The following is a 15,723-nucleotide window of genomic DNA, read 5'->3' on the forward strand; positions in this document are numbered from 1 at the left end:
AAAAATCTAAGCCATCTATCCTTTAAATAACATTTTACCTACTGGCTGCTTCTTTAATGGAATATGATTTTAAGATTTGAATGTTCAATTTATTGAACACACGTACTTATTATAGATATAGAGATGGATTGCCAAAGACTTTTCTACTCAAGGTAAAAGAGGAAGGATTAAGGATTACTTTTTTTGAAGTAGTGCCATATAAAAACCGTCATAGCCTTGCTCGGAAGCAAATAGATTCTGGTCTTTGATGAATTCAAAATCTTTCCCTGCCTCAGAATCTAGAAAGGTTTCAACTTGTTCTATATTCTCCTCTGGAAGGATGGAACATGTGGCATATACCATTTTACCTTTTGGCTTAACCATTTTGGAGTAGCGCTGCAAAATATCCTGTTGTACCCCTTTTATGCGTTCCAAAAATTCCGGTTCCAACTTCCATTTACTATCGGGATTTCTTCGAATAACTCCTAATCCAGAACAAGGTGCATCCAACAATAAACGGTCTGCCTTTCCATGTAGTTTTTTAACTACCTTACTGTTCTCAATGACCCTGGTTTCCATATTGTGCACCCCATTTCTTCTAGCACGGATTTTTAGCTTTTTAAGTTTACTTTCATAAATATCCATGGCAATCAGTTGACCTTTGTTTTGCATAAGGGAAGCCAGATGTAGGGTTTTCCCGCCAGCACCTGCACAAGCATCCACTACGCGTTGTCCTGGAGCCACATCCAAAAATGGAGCAACCAATTGTGAAGATGCATCCTGTACTTCAAAGAGACCATCTTTAAATGCTTCAGTGGTAAAAACATTCTTGCGCTCCATTAACTTCAAAGCATCTTCATATTCGGGTAAGGAAACCGTTTCAATCCCTTCATCCGAAAGGGCTTTTTGCAAGGTGTTTTTGGAGGTTCTCAGAGTATTTGTTCGTAGGATAACTTCCGCCTGCCGGTTCAAAGCGGCGCTTTCTTTGGTCCAAAGCTCCTCTCCCAAAGCACTTTCTCCGAGCTCGTCCAACCAATCCGGATAAGACTCTCTATATTTTCTGATTTTGGAAAGTTCGTCAAAACGTCCTTTAATGCGCCGTTCAGGTGTGTTTTCTAATTGTTTCCAATCTGGCAGTCTGATGCCACGCAGCACGCACCAAACGGCAAATAGCCTAAAAAGATGTGGTCTGGAGAATGGTTCGTGTACTTCAGCAATTTCCACATAAAGCCTTTTCCAACGGACAATGTCATAGGTGGTTTCAGCTATAAAACCTCGATCTCGAGAGCCCCAGCGTTTGTCATAACGCAATACCTTTTCAATAACCTTATCCGCATATTCTTTTTCATTGAAGATGAGGTTGAGGGCATCGATTACTGCAAAAACAAGATTTCTGTGGAGGCGCATACTTGCAAAATTAGGATTGCAAAGGTAGGCTTTCCCTTATTTTCCTGCTACTTTTGGAGAAAGCCATTTTACATGCGATATTTTGGGGTATTTCTTGCTTTTCTGATTGTTGGTTGTTCCCAGAATAAGAAACCAAAAGAGTTTACTTCGGTCACAGTACAAACTGTATTTACAGATTCGGTGAGCATACGTGCCATTGAATTTTTGGATGACAGGACACTTGCCTTTGCCGGTAACGCTGGTGTTTATGGTTCCTTGGATGTTCCTTCAGGAAAAATAAGGTCGTCCATAATGGAGTTTGAAGGAAAGATGCCTGAGTTTAGGTCGGTTGCCCATACTTCCTCTGATTTTTTCATGCTCTCTGTTGCAAACCCCGCACTTCTGTTTAAGACCGGGGATGGTGGAAAAATGGAGTTGGTGTATCGAGAAGATGGAGAAGATGTTTTTTATGACGCGATGACTTTTTGGAACGATAAGGAAGGCATTGCCATTGGTGATGGAAAGAATGGGTGTATGGCGATTATTATTACCAGAGATGGGGGTAACTCTTGGAAAAAAATACCTTGTGAAGAGTTGCCAAAACTAAAAGGGGAGGTTGGGGCATATGCCGCCAGTAACACCAATATTGAAGTCATAAGAAGTAAAACTTGGGTGATTACTTCAAAAGAACAACTACTTTACTCAGCGGATAAGGGGCAGAGTTGGGAAGTTATAAATACTCCCATCCAATTGACTGCACCCTATCATGGTCTGTATTCCCTTGACTTTTATGATGAAAACAAAGGTTTTGCGATAGGAGGTAACTTTAGTGCTCCTAAAGTCAATAAGTATAACAAAATAGCAACTTTTAATGGTGGAAAACATTGGGAGTTAACTGCCAATGGCTCCAGTCCGGGATATAAAAGCTGTGTTCAATTTGTTCCCAATTCAGAAGGAACAGGATTGGTAGCGGTTGGATTTACTGGTATTGATTATTCGAGTGATGGCGGAAAAACTTGGACTCAGCTCAGTGAAGAAGGGTTTTACACATTACGTTTTTTGGATGAAAATGTTGCTTATGCCGCTGGTAAAAACAGAATTGCGCGATTGGTGTTTAAATAAAAAAGGGCGGATGTTGTCCGCCCTTTTCTCAACTAACCAAACTAACTAAACCGTTACCACAACAAAATTCCGTCCTGTCTTTTTATACCAGATACCTTTATAACTATATAGTTTTCTTCCATTTCGCCATACTATTTTATGACCTCTTGGAAGTGTTCTTACCCGAATTCCAACTGGCGCAGCACAAACAACGTATCTTCTACCACGTACTTTGTACCAAATGCCATCAGCAAAGTAGAAATTGGTTTTATTATGAACCACCACCTTAGGTCTGTGGATAGTGGTAACCACCGTTCCATGTTTTGGGTATACTCGTACTACCTTGGTTTGTGCTCCACATGCCGCCATAGTACCAAGAACTAAAAGTGCCATTATAAGATTTCTAAAGTTTTTCATAATGTAGATTATTTTGGGTTTCTGTTCTTTTGACTTTAGGCATGGGCAAAGGTTTAATGACATATGATACATTTTGTCGATTTTTTTGGGTGTTGGACGGAGAATGCAAGAAAAGAAGGGTGGAAAATGAAATCCCGAAGGATTTGAAATGGGGGTAAGACATATGTTGAGCTATGGGAAGCCCTATCCTATAAAAAAAGGAGGTTGATTATCAACCTCCTCCTTGTCGTCTTCTATATTGTTGCAGCAAACGTTTTTTAAAGTCTTCTTCAGCTTTTAGCAAAAGCAATATTTTTTTTGCAGGCAGCACGTTTTTTAAATCTCTAATATAGGCCTGTTCTGCTTTATGTTTTTGGTCTTGTATATCCAAAAACTCTCCTAAAAGTGATGATGATTCAGCTTGGGTCAAATCTTCGACCAAACCAATTTTTGATTTCAATTGCAATCGTTCTTTTCTGCGAATGGTCTCCAATTGCTTCTCATGCTTATTATAAATAGGCCAAAAGGTCTGTGCTTCTTCACTGCTGAGACTCAAACGCTCCGTTATGAAAGCAACCTTAAGGGTCTTGATTTTATCTCGAACCGGCCTTTGGGCATATATGCCGGCCGCCTGAAAAATCAAAAACAATACAATGATATATTTCTTACTCATAGTCTTCAAAATTCAGGTTTAATTCTTCAATATCCTCAATATTCTCATCTAAATATTCCAGTATATTTTCGGTTTCCAAAGGTGTGTCCATTACATCGTTTAACTGGGCATCCTCCAAAGAGACAAGCTCCGCCAATTCGTAGGACGTTAAATCCAGTTCGGCGTTTTCCAAATACGCATCAATTTCTGCGTTGGCCAAATCTTCAAATGCTATAGGGGATTCTGTTTGGGTGTTAAGTCCAAAAAATATGAGAAAAACTGCTGCTATTGCCGCTGCTGCATAGTAGTACTTTTTATAGGATTTCAAAGAAACCACTTTGGTCTCCTTTTTGTCCAGTGTTGAAAGTACGTTGTCCGCTACATGCTCAAAGTAACCCTTGGGAAGACTGAATCCATCAGATTCCGGCAAAAAGGTTAACTTCTGCGTATCCTCATCAGCATCTATTTTTTGCATGAGCCGTTCATGAAAGTTATCGAAATAGCCTTCCGGTGTTTTAAAGTTATGTTCGTCTTTTTTCCCCATTTTGTATTTTGACCAATTATCTCCCCAAAGGTTTAATCTGCCTTAAGATACGTTTCAATTTTCTTTACCGCTAAATGATATGAGGTTTTAAGCGCCCCAACGGAAGTTTCCAGCACTTCAGAAATCTCTTCATATTTCATTTCTTGGTAGTATTTCATATTAAAGACCAGTTTTTGCTTATCTGGAAGTGTTGCCAACGCTTTCTGTAATTTTATTTGTATTTCACTTCCTTCAAAGTATACATCAGCTTCCAAATTTTCAACCATCCTGTTTTTCAATTCTTCATCACTTATTCCACTTTTTTTAGACCGCTGTTTGATGAAGGTCAGGGATTCGTTTGTGGCTATTCGATACATCCACGAATATAATTTACTGTCCCCTTTAAAGCCTTCAATGTTTCGGTATACCTTGATGAAGGTGTTCTGTAGCACATCATCCGCATCATCATGATTCAAAACTATTCTCCGAATATGCCAATAGAGTCTCTCCTTGTGCGTATTTACCAATACAGCAAAGGCTTTCTCCCGGGTTTCGGGACTTTTTAGTTGATCTATTAGAGCTTCTTCAGCAATCAATTGCTTATACAATTTGGTGCTAAGACAGTATTATGGTCAAAAGGTTTAATCAGCCTGCAAAAGACTGCATTTCAACCAATTTTTTGTACCCTTGTTGGGATTTCATCAGTTCTTCATGCGTGCCTTGTTCCACAATCTTTCCTTTGTTCATGACCACTATGGAATCGGCATTTTGGATGGTTGAAAGTCTATGTGCAATGACCAATGAGGTTCGGTTTTGCATCATTTTTTCCAGTGCATCCTGGACCAAGCGCTCACTTTCTATATCCAAAGCTGAGGTTGCTTCATCCAAAACCATGATAGGAGGGTTCTTCAAAACTGCTCTGGCAATGGAAAGTCGTTGTTTTTGCCCCCCACTGAGTTTGTTTCCGCCATCGCCAATATTCGTGTCATAGCCTTCCGGTAGTTCGGATATAAAATCATGTGCATTGGCCACTTTTGCGGCTTCAATAATTTCTTCTTCTGTAGCATCTGCCTTGCCTAGAGCGATGTTATTTCGGACCGTATCATTGAACAAAATGGAATCCTGTGTTACGAGTCCCATCAGACCCCTAAGAGATGCTTTCGTAACATTTTTGATGTCGGTGCCGTCAATTAAAATTGAACCGTCATTAACATCGTAAAATCGAGATACCAAATTGGCTACTGTGCTTTTCCCACTACCAGATTGACCTACCAGTGCCACAGTTTGTCCTTTTTTCAGGCTAAGGTTGAAATCTTTCAGCACGTAATCCTCCTCATATTTAAAAGACACATTTTTGAATACTATGTCCGTAGTGAAATCTGTTTTAGCCAATCCTTGAGCAGGGTCCTTGATTGGATTCTCGGATTCCAAAATTTCCAAAACCCGTTCAGCCGCCGCATTGCCTTTACGTACTCCATAGGAAGCTTTGCTTATGGCCTTAGCAGGAGTAAGAATATTATAGGCCAGTCCCATATAAGCAATAAAAGAAGAGGCATCCAAGGTTTTTTCAATGAGAACCATTCTACCACCAAACCATAACAACACGCCAATGACCAAAATCCCTAAAAACTCACCGGTTGGTGAAGCAAGGTTTTGTCGGTTCAGTAAGGAATTTGAAAATTTAAAGAATCGATTGGTGGATTCCTTGAACGTGTTGAAAAACTTGTTTTCTGAGGTGAATGCTTTAATTACTCTGAGCCCACCTAAGGTTTCTTCCACAATGGAAAGGAATTCTCCCTGTTCTCGCTGGACCTTATCCGATTTTCTCTTCAACGATTTCCCAATTCTTGAGATAATCATTCCGGCAATCGGAATAAATACAAATACGAATATGGTAAGCTTTGTGCTTATCCCGAACATGATTAGGATAGTAAATAGTATGGTAAGGGGTTCTCTTACAATCAATTCCAATACGGAAAGAAAAGAATGTTGAATTTCCAATACATCCGAAGTAATTCTGGCAATAACATCTCCTTTCCGTTTTTCGGAAAAGAAGGAAATGGGCAAATCCACTATCTTTTGGTACATTTTATTTCGGATATCTTTAAGCACTCCATTTCTAAGAAATGTGATGAAGTACATAGCCAGATAGTTGAAAGCATTTTTCAAGAGAAATAAAATTAACACCAATCCTATGACCAGCACCAATCCCTTCATCTCATCATCTCCAGAATAGGCGGTAACCTGATAATTTATGTAGTCTTGAAGATAATTCTTAGCGTTCCCCAGACCAGTATAAATAGGCTCTTCGAGTACTTTTTGTTCCGGCTTGAACAATACGTCCAGCATGGGAATCAACGCAGCAAATGAGAGTGCGCTGAACAGTGCATAAAGGATGTTGAAAAAAATATTGAGAAATCCATATCTACGATAGGGCACCGCAAATTGGAGTATCTTTTTAAAGTAGTTCATGAGGCTATAAATTCAGTTCAGCCAGGATACCTTGAATCTTGGTATCCAGCTGCGAATTTACGGATTTAAAATCCGCTTCGTTTTCCAACTTAGCGTTTGTGCTGATGTAAAACTTGACCTTAGGTTCGGTTCCACTGGGCCTAGCTGCGATACGTGTGCCATCCTCAGTTTCATAAATCAGCACGTTGGATTTGGGTAAATCAATTGGTTTTTCCTCTCCGGTTTGCGCATTTTTGGCAATGGATGTGTTGTAGTCTTCAATCCACACTACTTTCGAGCCCTGAACCGATTCAACTGGATTTTCTTTGAAATCCTTAAGCATTTGTTTGATTTCCTCAGCGCCACTAATTCCCTTTTTGGTTAGAGAAACCAAGTTTTCTTTATAAAAACCAAAACGGACATAGCATTTAATAAGTTCCTCATAGAAAGAACTCCCCTTTGCCTTGGCATCTGAGGCAATTTCACAGGCCAGTAGGGTAGAGGTAACGGCATCTTTGTCTCTTACAAAATCACCAACCATATAACCAAAACTCTCTTCACCACCCCCAATAAAGTACGAGTCTGGAAAATCCTTAATCATTTTCCCAATCCATTTAAACCCAGTAAGTGCTGTCTTGAACTCAATTCCATAGGCTTTGGCCATCTGTTCCATCATAGGCGTGGAAACGATGGTAGTAGCTATAAATTCGTTGCCCTTGAATCCCTTTTCTTTGTGTTGGTCCAAAAGGAATTTGGTCATTAAGACCATGGTTTGGTTCCCGTTGAGCAGTTCCATTTGTCCTTCCAGATTTCTAACGGCGATTCCCAATCTATCACTATCTGGGTCTGTGCCTACCACCATATCAGCTCCAATTTCCTCAGCTTTTTTAATGGCAATTGATAGTGCTTCTGGCTCTTCTGGATTGGGTGATTCCACCGTGGGAAACGAACCATCGGGTACAGCTTGTTCTTCAATAACGGTCACATTGGAATACCCAGCTCGTTTTAAAACCTCGGGTATTGCTGTAATCGAGGTGCCATGCAAAGAAGTAAAAACTATTTTAAAATCATCTTTGCCAGCAGCATTGAAATTTCCATTTTTCACCGAAGCCTCAAAGAAAGCTTCATCTACCTCGGTATCAATTAAATGAATTAATTCTGGGTTGGCATTGAATTGAATGTCTTCAAAAGAAAGTGAATTGATTTCTGCAATGATTTCACCGTCCTGAGGTGGAACTATCTGACCCCCATCTTCCCAATATACTTTGTATCCGTTGTATTCAGGAGGGTTATGTGATGCTGTTAAAACAATACCGGCATGGCAGCCCAAATGACGAACTGCAAAAGAAAGCTCAGGAGTCGTTCTAAGTTTGGAAAAAAGATAGACCTGTATCCCGTTAGCAGCGAAAATATCGGCAACTGTTTTAGATAAAGTATCCGAGTTATGTCGGCAATCATAAGCAATCACCACTTTAAGGTCCTGGCCAGGATAGGTTTTCTTTAAGTAATTGCTAAGTCCTTGCGTGTTTTTGCCCAAGGTGTATTTGTTGATTCTATTTGTACCAACACCCATAACACCACGCATACCCCCTGTACCAAATTCCAGGTTCTTGTAGAAACGTTCCTTAAGTTCTTCGGGGTTATTCTCAATGAGGTTTTTTACTTCTTCTTTGGTTTCCAAATCAAAAAAGTCGGTCATCCAAGATTCTGCGGTCGCTTTAATTGCATCCATATATGCGTTCGGTTATTTAAAATCTTAAAGTAAAATTACAAAGATTCTTGCTTAGGAAGTTTCCTTCAAGTTAATTTTATCAGCTATGGTATATCTAGTGTCGTTTTTGCGGGAACGCACCATAATCTCGCCTAAAAATCCTGCTAGAAAAAGTTGGGTTCCTATTATCATAGCGGTAAGAGCAATATAAAACTGGGGTCTATCGGTTATTAGACGACCGGCTTTATTGATAAAAAGTTTATCAATACCCAAATAAAGTGAAAATCCGAAGCCCACAATGAACATTAACACGCCCAAGGCTCCAAACAGGTGCATAGGTCTCCGGCCAAATTTGGAGACAAACCAAATGGTGATTAAATCCAAAAATCCATTAATAAAGCGTTCTGCGCCGAACTTTGTAGTTCCATATTTTCTGGCTTGATGTTGTACCACCTTTTCCGTGATTTTGGGAAAACCTGCATTTTTGGCCAAGACAGGTATGTAGCGATGCATTTCGCCGGAAACCTCGATAGTCTTAACAACATCATTACGAAAAGCCTTTAGCCCACAGTTGAAGTCATGCAACTTAAGTCCTGAAGTTTTTCTTGCTGCCCAATTGAAAAGTTTGGAAGGGATGTTTTTGGTTATAATGGAATCGTAGCGTTTCTTTTTCCATCCTGAAACCACTTCATATCCTTCATTTTGAATCATGGAGACCAATTCAGGAATCTCTTCAGGATTATCCTGGAGGTCAGCATCCATGGTTACTACCACATCCCCTTTGCTAGCCTTGAATCCAGCGTGCAATGCTTGAGATTTTCCAAAATTCTTAAGAAAACGTATACCGCGAACATTTTTGTTTTCTGCGGAAAGGGTTTCGATGACATCCCACGAACCATCCGTACTTCCGTCATCGATAAATAGGATTTCATATAAAAAATGATTGGACTGCATTACACGTACAATCCAATCATGAAGTTCTTTTAGGGATTCCTTTTCGTTAAGTAAGGGAATTACAATGGAAATCTGCATTGTTCGATTCTGGAATTCCCTTCAAAAGTAGCATTTTTTGGTTTAGTAAGCGGGCTTGGCTTTTTTCAAGATAAGGCCAGAAATCAAACCTAGCACTAGACCTATTAGAATATTGAAAATTAGTATGATAGGATATCCCATCCACCAGAAATTTATGCTCTGTTCCTTTTGTTGGTCAAACTGTTCTTGTGTGATTTCCCCACTTTCTAGGGCTGGTCCAAGACGTGCATCCATAATTTTTGAAGGAGCATCCGGGTCCAATACATTCACCAGTACCAAGTTGTAGATAATGGCAACAATAGCTGAAATAAGTGCTACTCCAGCTCCAATTTTTAGTGCTTCTCCCAAGCTCAAGTAGCCACCATTGGCCTTTTTGAATGCCTGAATACCCAAGAAAGTAACGATTGCTGCTATCACAATACCAAATATCATAATACCAGGACTTTGAGATGTATGGAGGTCTTGAGTGTAGAGTAAAACTCCGAATACCAGACTTATCCCTCCAAGAATTAAGCCGTAGTTTAACGAGAACTTACCGGTTTTAGGTTGTTGTACTTCCATTTTAATTGATTTTTAGCGTTGTTTCGTGTGGTTAGTGAAACAAAAAGTACTTTTGTTACAGCCTTAAGATAGATTTTTTCTTTTTTAGACGTTTTAAGTTGTTGGTCCAAAAGAAATCATTAAATTTGCACCCTGAAATTTTTGAGATTACGAATCATGAGAAAAGATATACATCCATCCAATTACAGACTAGTCGCTTTCAAGGATATGTCCAATGACGATGTCTTTATTACCAAGTCTACTGCAGAGGCGAAAGAAACCATTACTGTTGATGGTGTTGAATATCCATTGATAAAGTTGGAAATTTCAAGAACTTCACATCCTTTCTACACTGGTAAGACCAAGTTGATTGATACTGCTGGTAGAATTGATAAGTTTAAGAACAAATACAAAAAGTTCAGTAAAGAAGAGAAGAAGGCCTAATGTAAAGGTTTTCTTTCAAGATATACGTGATGCCGCTGACACTCTCAGCGGCATTTTTTATTTTTGAATCACTGAAGCAATAACCATGAACTATATCCTTTCCGATGGAAACCAAAGGGATTCCTTTTTACCGCTTACATTCACTAGACCCGTAGCTGATATTCGAATTGGGATTCTAACCATAAAGGAAAAGTGGGAAAAACACTTGAATGAGAGTCTAAGCTTTAAAACGGAACCCTATCTATCCGAGAAGTTTCCTTTAAAAGAAGCTTCAGAAAATGTGGTAATTACTGGAAACGTACTACCAGATATTGATTTAGTCAAAAAGATAAAGCAACTAAAACCTTCTGAGGCGCTTTACTACGATAACATGCCTGTTGCATACCGAACAGCCAGTGCATCCTTGGAATTTGATACTTCGGATTATAATAGGGTCGAATTGGATTATGCTCCTTTGAAGATTGAACATGTTTGGGACATCTTTTCCAAAAATGGTGAAGCGGTTGAAGCGGATTTCGAATTATTGACAAAGGGAAGAAAAAGTCTACCTATATCCTCCACCAATCAAGTAGTGAATCCGGAGAGAGTTTTTTTGGAGGAAGGAGCCAAAGTAGAGTTTAGCATTTTGAACGCTTCCACAGGTCCCATATATATTGGAAAAAACGCCGAGATTATGGAGGGTTGCATCGTACGTGGCGGATTGGCTTTATGCAATAGCGCTATACTTAAGATGGGAGCCAAGATTTATGGTCCTTCCACTTTTGGTCCATTCTGCAAGGTTGGGGGAGAAGTGAATAATTCTGTGCTATTTGCATATTCCAACAAGGGCCACGAAGGTTTTTTGGGAAACTCCGTCCTCGGGGAATGGTGCAACCTGGGAGCCGACACCAATACTTCGAATCTTAAAAACAATTATGCCGAAGTGAGGTTGTGGGATTATAGCACTGAAGGTTTTGCTCACACAGGATTACAGTTTTGCGGACTTGTTATGGGTGACCACAGTAAATGTGGCATCAATACTATGCTCAATACTGGAACCGTTGTTGGTGTAAGCGCCAATATTTTTGGAAGCGGATATCCCAGAAATTTTGTTCCCAGCTTCAGTTGGGGAGGAGCGTCGGGGTTTACTACCTACCTAACTAGAAAAGCCTATGAAGCTGCGAGTGCAATGATGAAACGAAGGCATGTTGATTTTAATGCTGTTGAAGAAGGAATTCTCAACCATGTTTTTGAGTTGACCAAAAAATGGAGAAAGAGTTGATGTTTAATCGTATCACTTTAGAAGCATGAAATAAAAAAAGCTCCTAATTAGGAGCTTTTTTTCATATAAGAAACGGTTCAATTTAAAACGAAAGCAGTCAGCTTTCCATCCAACATTTGCGGAACTAAAAGAATATTTTCTTCTTCTAGATATTCAATATCTGCCGTACCAGGATTTATCTGTTCCAAAATAGTTACGCCGCCTTCGGCATCAATAACAGATATGGCTCCCGAAATCCAATCGGAGACTATAAAACCATTTTCGTAGCGAACCAGTCCATCTAAGTTTCCAAAGGAATCGGTTATACTTTTAATTGACTTGTTCTTTAGGTCTAAGGCAATTAATGCTCCCGGAACTTCAGTGCCAAATGTTTCAGAATTCGTAACAACACCCCAAGTGGCTACGTATAGCTGGTTTCCATCCAATTTTAGACCGTTGGGGTAATCCAATTTTTCATCTTTCACTAGCAGCTCAATAGCATCCTCCTCAATCTTGTAAATTGCATTTCCCCCGAAGGTGTCGGAAACATAGACTATACCATTTGGGCTAATCTCCACATCATTGAGGAAAGTGGCTCCTTCGGCCTGGTACCATTTCTCTATTTCACCTGTTTTTAGGTTAACAAGCCCTACGCGATCAATATCAGCTACATATAGATAATTGTCAAAAATGCCAAGGCCTTTTGGGGCGTTGAAGCCTTCCAACCACTTCAAGCCAACAATTTCCCCATTCGAATCTAGCTTGGTAATAAATCCTTTCCCATTTTTCTCAGCAGGTTGGCCTGATACATTCGAAATGTAATACGTACCATTATGATACACTACCGATTCGGGAGCTTCCAATCCCTCTACTTCCCAGTCTTTTTTAAGGTTTTGTGCATTGAGCCATTGTACTAAAAAAAGGGTCATCGAGACAAAAACTAACTTCTTCATCTTACTTGGTTTTGTTTAAAATTTGCTGGCAAAACTATTTGGCCCTCAGATGAAAAAAATTGACCTATGGTAAGAAATTAAAACTGAATTTAGGATTCGTCGGATGCGATACGATTTTTTCTTAATCGGCTGAGACTTTCAGGCGTGATTCCAAGGTAAGAGGCAATTTGATAATTTTTCACCCTCTGTTCAATATCTGGATAAATCTGGATGAATTGTGAATAACGCTCTTTTGCAGTTAGGTTAAGAGAAGATAAAATACGTTTTTGAAAAGCAGCAAATGCATTTTCAAGTTGGAGCCTGAAATATGTCTCTGTGATGGACAGTGATAGGAACATTCCTTCCAAATCTTCCTTTCGAACCCTCATCAATTCACAATCCTCCAAACACTCAACGAAAAAGATTGATTCACCTCCTTTATAGTACGCCAAATAGTCACTTACCCACCAATTTTCTACCGCAAATTGCATTGTATGCTCTTTTCCAGAAGAATCTATTAGGTACGTTCTCAAACACCCTTTTAAAACAAAATATTGATGTTCAATTTTTTGGCCTGGCTGGACAAGAAGATGATTTTTAGAGTATTCCTTAGTATTAAAAATACCAAGGAATACGTTGAAATCCGTTTCCTCAAGGACTATTTGTTTATTGATATGTTGTAGTAATGGATGCAAAGAGGTAAAAGATGTAGATGTGATTTTTATTCATTTGAAATATATCATTTTCTAACGATTCTTAAGACAGTATTGTCAATGAAACCAAATTGTTTGATTGGTGTATCTTTGCACCCTCAAATTGAAGCAGTTAAATGAGTAGCAAAGTTGCTTTCTACACCTTGGGTTGCAAACTCAACTTCTCGGAGACTTCCACCATAGCCCGCAGTTTTGAAAATGAGGGCTTTGACCGGGTGGATTTTTCTGAAGAGGCCGACATTTATGTCATTAACACCTGTTCCGTAACCGAGAATGCTGACAAACGTTTTAGGACTATTGTTAAGCAATCACAAAAAGGCAATCCAGATGCTTTCGTTATTGCCGTAGGGTGTTATGCTCAGTTAAAACCAGAAGAATTAGCCGATGTGGATGGGGTAGACTTGGTTTTGGGAGCAACAGAAAAGTTCAAAATCACGGATTACCTTAACGACCTTACAAAAAACGACAGGGGAGAGGTGCACTCCTGCGAAATTGATGAAGCGGATTTTTACGTAGGCAGTTATGCTATTGGCGATAGAACCCGAGCTTTCTTAAAAGTGCAGGATGGTTGTGATTATAAATGCACCTATTGCACGATCCCTCTAGCCCGTGGGATTTCGCGTAGCGACACCTTAGAAAATGTAATGCACAATGCTGCTGAGATTTCATCAAAAGGAATAAAGGAAATTGTACTTACCGGTGTTAATATTGGTGATTATGGCAAAGGTGAGTTTGGGAACAAAAGACATGAACACACTTTTTTGGATTTGGTGAAGGCATTGGATCAAGTGGAGGGTATACATAGACTTCGGATTTCTTCCATTGAGCCGAATCTTCTGAAAAATGAGACAATTGACTTTGTGGCCCAGAGCAACTCTTTTGTACCGCACTTTCATGTTCCATTGCAAAGTGGGAGTGATACCATTTTGAAATTAATGCGAAGGAGGTATTTGACCAATCTTTATGTGGAACGTATTGCCCGAATAAAACGCACTATGCCCTATGCCTGTATTGGGGTGGATGTCATAGTCGGTTTTCCAGGTGAAACCGATGAGCATTTTTTGGAAACCTATAATTTCCTGAACGAATTGGACATTTCATATTTACATGTCTTCACGTACTCTGAGCGAGACAATACACTGGCAGCTGAAATGGAGGGTGTCGTGCCCAAAAACGTACGCGCCAAACGCAGCAAAATGCTTCGTGGGCTATCTGCTAAAAAGCGCAGGGCTTTTTATGAAAACCAGTTGGGAAGTGTTAGAACCGTTTTGTTTGAAGGAGAGAACAAATCGGGATACATTCATGGTTTCACCGAGAATTATATTAAGGTAAAAGCACCATGGAATCCAGAATTGGTAAATACCTTGCATGAAGTTGAACTAACCAAGATTGATGAGGACGGCCTAGTTCGCTTCGAGTTTGTTTCCAGTAAAGTATTAGCATAAAAAAACCTCTCGATTGAGAGGTTCCAGTTTGTTCCATTATCCGTTAGATTCGTATTCCAACAGGTAACATTTCTTTGTACTGCCTGTTCTTTCTCAAGAAACCTGCAATATGTGGGCTAGTTGGTACAACCCTTAAATTTCTTTCTTGAATTTGATGGAGAACTTCTTTGATGAAGGATTCTTTGAAACCTTCTTGGGTAATTTCTTCTGGGATAACCAACTTCGTCAAGAAGACTTTGCGTTCTTGAGAAGAATATTCAATTTTTGCTAAGTGGCCATCCACTTGAGTTTCGAATTGACGCAAGAAACTATTGTCCTTAACTTCCATTTCTGTCATATAATTCTATTTTAAATTGGCTTTACGCAACTGACTTACTACTAGGTAAGTACATTTTAATCTTTTGCAAGATGTGTAACAGCGGGGCTATTGCAAAAAGGGATACAAAATTAGTCAAAAAATCCTTAATTTCCTAGCCAATTAGATAATTGGAGAGAAATGCCCGACAATAAAATCCATGTATACCTTATGCCGGGAATGGCTGCCAATTCATCTATTTTTGATGGTCTACGCTTGCCTGAAAATCAATTTGTAATGCACAAGCTCGATTGGTTTCTCCCACAGAAAAGAATGAGTCTTCAAGATTATGCAAAACAAATGTTGAAAAAGGTAAATCATGAGGCTCCCGTTCTGTTAGGAGTTTCTTTTGGTGGCATGCTGGTACAGGAAATGGCAAAACTTATCCCCTACCGAAAAATAGTGATAGTCTCCAGTGTTAAATGCAAAAACGAAATGCCAAAAAAGATGATTTTTGCCAAACACACCAAGGTGCACAAACTATTACCAACCGGTATTGTCACCAATATTGAAGTCCTGGCAAAGTACGCTTTTGGTGAAACCGTCACCAAACGCTTGGAGCTCTATGAAAAGTATCTGTCCATCAGGGATAAAGGGTACATGGATTGGTCTATAGATAACATGGTAAATTGGGACCAAAAGGAGCCACTTCTAAATTCCGTTCATATTCATGGTACTTTGGATAATGTCTTTCCAATAACCAATATCAAAGATTGTATTCCCGTAAAAAATGGCAGGCATGCCATGATTGTTTATCGAGCCAAGTGGTTCAATGAACATCTTCCTGCAATTATTTTAGAAGAAGGGAGTTCTATATAGTATC

The 15,723-nt window shown here is 39.4% G+C and carries 18 protein-coding genes; 6 read left to right on the forward strand and 12 right to left on the reverse strand.

Annotation, left to right across the window (positions count from 1 at the left end):
• Positions 1–174 precede the first annotated feature (174 nt).
• A complete protein-coding gene (locus CLV81_RS13565) occupies positions 175–1,386 on the reverse strand; it encodes an RsmB/NOP family class I SAM-dependent RNA methyltransferase (protein ID WP_106145641.1) in 1,212 nt (403 codons plus the stop codon).
• A 72-nt stretch (positions 1,387–1,458) separates the two neighbouring features.
• Here CLV81_RS13565 and CLV81_RS13570 point away from each other — a divergent pair, with 72 nt between their 5' ends.
• Positions 1,459–2,487: a WD40/YVTN/BNR-like repeat-containing protein gene (locus CLV81_RS13570; RefSeq protein WP_106145642.1), complete on the forward strand. Its 1,029-nt coding sequence runs from the start codon at positions 1,459–1,461 to the stop codon at positions 2,485–2,487.
• Positions 2,488–2,532: 45 nt separating this feature from the next.
• Here CLV81_RS13570 and CLV81_RS13575 read toward each other — a convergent pair whose 3' ends face one another.
• The 8 genes from CLV81_RS13575 to CLV81_RS13610 all read right to left on the reverse strand — a co-directional run bounded on the left by CLV81_RS13575 (position 2,533) and on the right by CLV81_RS13610 (position 9,792).
• Complete coding sequence (locus CLV81_RS13575; RefSeq protein WP_106145643.1) at positions 2,533–2,883, reverse strand: DUF6515 family protein; 351 nt, start codon at positions 2,881–2,883, stop codon at positions 2,533–2,535.
• A gap of 211 nt (positions 2,884–3,094) precedes the next feature.
• On the reverse strand, positions 3,095–3,535 hold the full coding sequence (locus CLV81_RS13580; RefSeq protein ID WP_106145644.1) for a hypothetical protein: 441 nt from the start codon (positions 3,533–3,535) through the stop codon (positions 3,095–3,097).
• Positions 3,528–4,058 (reverse strand): hypothetical protein, encoded by a 531-nt coding sequence (locus CLV81_RS13585; protein ID WP_106145645.1) that lies wholly within the window; start codon positions 4,056–4,058, stop codon positions 3,528–3,530. The genes CLV81_RS13580 and CLV81_RS13585 overlap by 8 nt, the downstream gene beginning before the upstream one ends.
• Positions 4,059–4,090: 32 nt before the next feature.
• The gene (locus CLV81_RS13590; RefSeq protein ID WP_106147557.1) at positions 4,091–4,633 is read right to left on the reverse strand and encodes an RNA polymerase sigma factor; all 543 of its coding nucleotides are present in this window, start codon (positions 4,631–4,633) and stop codon (positions 4,091–4,093) included.
• 49 nt (positions 4,634–4,682) lie between these two features.
• Complete coding sequence (locus CLV81_RS13595; RefSeq protein WP_106145646.1) at positions 4,683–6,509, reverse strand: ABC transporter ATP-binding protein; 1,827 nt, start codon at positions 6,507–6,509, stop codon at positions 4,683–4,685.
• Between the two features lie 4 nt (positions 6,510–6,513).
• Positions 6,514–8,220, reverse strand: a complete 1,707-nt coding sequence (locus tag CLV81_RS13600) for a phospho-sugar mutase (RefSeq protein ID WP_106145647.1) — start codon at positions 8,218–8,220, stop codon at positions 6,514–6,516.
• A gap of 51 nt (positions 8,221–8,271) precedes the next feature.
• Complete coding sequence (locus CLV81_RS13605) at positions 8,272–9,231, reverse strand: glycosyltransferase family 2 protein (protein ID WP_106145648.1); 960 nt, start codon at positions 9,229–9,231, stop codon at positions 8,272–8,274.
• Positions 9,232–9,273: 42 nt separating this feature from the next.
• Positions 9,274–9,792 (reverse strand): DUF4199 domain-containing protein, encoded by a 519-nt coding sequence (locus CLV81_RS13610; protein WP_106145649.1) that lies wholly within the window; start codon positions 9,790–9,792, stop codon positions 9,274–9,276.
• Positions 9,793–9,948: 156 nt separating this feature from the next.
• Here CLV81_RS13610 and CLV81_RS13615 point away from each other — a divergent pair, with 156 nt between their 5' ends.
• Both CLV81_RS13615 and CLV81_RS13620 read left to right on the forward strand, forming a co-directional pair.
• A complete protein-coding gene (locus CLV81_RS13615) occupies positions 9,949–10,215 on the forward strand; it encodes a type B 50S ribosomal protein L31 (RefSeq protein ID WP_106145650.1) in 267 nt (88 codons plus the stop codon).
• A gap of 85 nt (positions 10,216–10,300) precedes the next feature.
• A complete protein-coding gene (locus CLV81_RS13620) occupies positions 10,301–11,476 on the forward strand; it encodes a GlmU family protein (protein WP_106145651.1) in 1,176 nt (391 codons plus the stop codon).
• A 77-nt stretch (positions 11,477–11,553) separates the two neighbouring features.
• Here CLV81_RS13620 and CLV81_RS13625 read toward each other — a convergent pair whose 3' ends face one another.
• Both CLV81_RS13625 and CLV81_RS13630 read right to left on the reverse strand, forming a co-directional pair.
• On the reverse strand, positions 11,554–12,408 hold the full coding sequence (locus CLV81_RS13625; protein ID WP_146129898.1) for an SMP-30/gluconolactonase/LRE family protein: 855 nt from the start codon (positions 12,406–12,408) through the stop codon (positions 11,554–11,556).
• 89 nt (positions 12,409–12,497) lie between these two features.
• On the reverse strand, positions 12,498–12,953 hold the full coding sequence (locus tag CLV81_RS13630) for a Crp/Fnr family transcriptional regulator (RefSeq protein ID WP_245912099.1): 456 nt from the start codon (positions 12,951–12,953) through the stop codon (positions 12,498–12,500).
• Here CLV81_RS13630 and CLV81_RS20865 point away from each other — a divergent pair.
• On the forward strand, positions 12,945–13,070 hold the full coding sequence (locus tag CLV81_RS20865; RefSeq protein WP_281258022.1) for a hypothetical protein: 126 nt from the start codon (positions 12,945–12,947) through the stop codon (positions 13,068–13,070). The genes CLV81_RS13630 and CLV81_RS20865 overlap by 9 nt on opposite strands.
• Positions 13,071–13,216: 146 nt before the next feature.
• Positions 13,217–14,545, forward strand: coding sequence for a tRNA (N(6)-L-threonylcarbamoyladenosine(37)-C(2))-methylthiotransferase MtaB (mtaB, locus tag CLV81_RS13635; RefSeq protein ID WP_106145654.1), 1,329 nt, complete (start codon positions 13,217–13,219; stop codon positions 14,543–14,545).
• A 43-nt stretch (positions 14,546–14,588) separates the two neighbouring features.
• On the opposite strand, the gene CLV81_RS13640 is transcribed toward mtaB, so the two are convergent.
• Positions 14,589–14,882 (reverse strand): GNAT family N-acetyltransferase, encoded by a 294-nt coding sequence (locus tag CLV81_RS13640; protein ID WP_106145655.1) that lies wholly within the window; start codon positions 14,880–14,882, stop codon positions 14,589–14,591.
• 159 nt (positions 14,883–15,041) lie between these two features.
• On the opposite strand from CLV81_RS13640, the gene CLV81_RS13645 reads away from it, so the two are divergent.
• Positions 15,042–15,719: an alpha/beta hydrolase gene (locus tag CLV81_RS13645; RefSeq protein ID WP_106145656.1), complete on the forward strand. Its 678-nt coding sequence runs from the start codon at positions 15,042–15,044 to the stop codon at positions 15,717–15,719.
• Positions 15,720–15,723: the final 4 nt, after the last annotated feature.

Source organism: Flagellimonas meridianipacifica (assembly GCF_003001695.1).
Classification (GTDB): Bacteria; Bacteroidota; Bacteroidia; order Flavobacteriales; family Flavobacteriaceae; genus Flagellimonas; species Flagellimonas meridianipacifica.

Coding starts and splice junctions, on each gene's coding strand:
- CLV81_RS13565 (WP_106145641.1), bottom strand. CDS start 1,386: ATGCGCCTCCACAGAAATCTTGTTTTTGCAGTAATCGATGCCCTCAAC.
- CLV81_RS13570 (WP_106145642.1), top strand. CDS start 1,459: ATGCGATATTTTGGGGTATTTCTTGCTTTTCTGATTGTTGGTTGTTCC.
- CLV81_RS13575 (WP_106145643.1), bottom strand. CDS start 2,883: ATGAAAAACTTTAGAAATCTTATAATGGCACTTTTAGTTCTTGGTACT.
- CLV81_RS13580 (WP_106145644.1), bottom strand. CDS start 3,535: ATGAGTAAGAAATATATCATTGTATTGTTTTTGATTTTTCAGGCGGCC.
- CLV81_RS13585 (WP_106145645.1), bottom strand. CDS start 4,058: ATGGGGAAAAAAGACGAACATAACTTTAAAACACCGGAAGGCTATTTC.
- CLV81_RS13595 (WP_106145646.1), bottom strand. CDS start 6,509: ATGAACTACTTTAAAAAGATACTCCAATTTGCGGTGCCCTATCGTAGA.
- CLV81_RS13600 (WP_106145647.1), bottom strand. CDS start 8,220: ATGGATGCAATTAAAGCGACCGCAGAATCTTGGATGACCGACTTTTTT.
- CLV81_RS13605 (WP_106145648.1), bottom strand. CDS start 9,231: ATGCAGATTTCCATTGTAATTCCCTTACTTAACGAAAAGGAATCCCTA.
- CLV81_RS13610 (WP_106145649.1), bottom strand. CDS start 9,792: ATGGAAGTACAACAACCTAAAACCGGTAAGTTCTCGTTAAACTACGGC.
- CLV81_RS13615 (WP_106145650.1), top strand. CDS start 9,949: ATGAGAAAAGATATACATCCATCCAATTACAGACTAGTCGCTTTCAAG.
- CLV81_RS13620 (WP_106145651.1), top strand. CDS start 10,301: ATGAACTATATCCTTTCCGATGGAAACCAAAGGGATTCCTTTTTACCG.
- CLV81_RS13625 (WP_146129898.1), bottom strand. CDS start 12,408: ATGAAGAAGTTAGTTTTTGTCTCGATGACCCTTTTTTTAGTACAATGG.
- CLV81_RS20865 (WP_281258022.1), top strand. CDS start 12,945: ATGTTCAATTTTTTGGCCTGGCTGGACAAGAAGATGATTTTTAGAGTA.
- mtaB (WP_106145654.1), top strand. CDS start 13,217: ATGAGTAGCAAAGTTGCTTTCTACACCTTGGGTTGCAAACTCAACTTC.
- CLV81_RS13640 (WP_106145655.1), bottom strand. CDS start 14,882: ATGACAGAAATGGAAGTTAAGGACAATAGTTTCTTGCGTCAATTCGAA.
- CLV81_RS13645 (WP_106145656.1), top strand. CDS start 15,042: ATGCCCGACAATAAAATCCATGTATACCTTATGCCGGGAATGGCTGCC.